The organism is Bradyrhizobium sp. Mp27, assembly GCF_029953005.1.
GTDB classification, from domain to species: Bacteria; Pseudomonadota; Alphaproteobacteria; order Rhizobiales; family Xanthobacteraceae; genus Bradyrhizobium; species Bradyrhizobium barranii.
In genome coordinates, this window is sequence record NZ_JASAUS010000579.1 from 1 (window position 1) to 720 (window position 720).

The 720-nt window shown below is 62.6% G+C and carries 1 protein-coding gene; it reads right to left on the bottom strand.

Annotated features, from left to right (window positions below):
- The coding region (locus tag QJT78_RS51830; RefSeq protein ID WP_038946111.1) for an MBL fold metallo-hydrolase at positions 1–720 on the bottom strand (720 nt) is incomplete at both ends.

Consider the following 720-nt stretch of genomic DNA (forward strand, 5'->3'; position numbering starts at 1 on the left):
ACGGTTTCCGTGAAGTGCAACTGACTGGAAGTCAGAAGCCGGTCCAAATCGACGCTCGGATCGAGACTGGCCGTGTTATTCCGAAAGACTTCCGTCGCACGGATCGCCAAAGGCGAATCGAGGAAAATTGGTGCGGTCGGAATCTCACCGCGGGCCATCAAGTCGGCCAGATCGACGATCAGCTCCTGGGTCCGTTCTACCGCAAAAGCGGGGATTAACAGTGCGCCGCGTCCGCTGGCGGCATCGCGCACCTCCTGGGCGAGATGCGCGCGACGCAGTGCGTGAGTTGTGGACGGGCGGTCGCTATCGCCGTAGGTCGACTCGCAAAATACGTAGTCGAGGCTGGTCGGTGCCTCCGGATCCGGCTCCAGCAGTTTGGCGTCTGGGCCGATGTCACCCGACATCAGGACACGCAACGGCCCTCCGTTTCTGCCTTGCTCGGCGAATTCCAGCTCGATCGAAGCCGAGCCGAGCAAATGTCCGGCATTCCAATAGCGGGCGCGGACGCCAGGTATCACCGCGTACCACGCCTGGTATTCGACGGGCCGAAAGGCATCCAGGGTCGCAATCGCATCGGCTTGTGTGTAGATGGCCGTTACAGCGCCCCGCCCTCGGGCGGCGTTTCGGCGGTTCAGGGCGGCAACCTCCGTTTCCTGGATGTTGCCTGCGTCGGGAAGCATGTAGGAGCAGAGGTCGATGGTGCCGCGCGTCGCCAGGATC